The organism is Streptomyces tyrfis, from assembly GCF_037034285.1.
GTDB lineage: Bacteria > Actinomycetota > Actinomycetes > Streptomycetales > Streptomycetaceae > Streptomyces.
Map to the genome: position 1 here is coordinate 1 of NZ_JBAGJZ010000133.1, position 359 is coordinate 359.

Annotated in this window: 1 protein-coding gene; it reads left to right on the forward strand. The window is 75.2% G+C overall.

Annotation, left to right across the window (positions count from 1 at the left end):
• A partial coding sequence (locus tag WA762_RS35540; protein WP_335941719.1) for an aminotransferase class I/II-fold pyridoxal phosphate-dependent enzyme occupies positions 1-359 on the forward strand: 359 nt, incomplete at both ends.

Here is a 359-nt window from a genome sequence, read left to right on the forward strand (position 1 = left end):
TGGGCACGACGAGCAAGTCCCTGGCCCCGGGGCTGCGGCTGGGGTGGGCGGTGCTGCCGGAGAACCTGGTCGCGGAGGTGGTCGGGGCGAAGGGGATCAGCGACTGGTCGTCGAGCGCGCTGGAACAGCTGACGCTCGCGGAGTTCATCGAGTCGGGCGCGTACGACCGCCATGTGCGCTCGATGCGGCTGCGCTACCGGCGCCGCCGCGACCAGCTCGTCGCGGCCCTGGCGGAACGGGCCCCCGGAACACGGGTCAGCGGCATGGCCGCCGGCCTGCACGCCGTGCTCGAACTCCCCAAGGGCGGCGAGGCGTCCGCGATGCGCGCGGCGGCGTGGCAGGGGCTGGCGCTGGAGGGG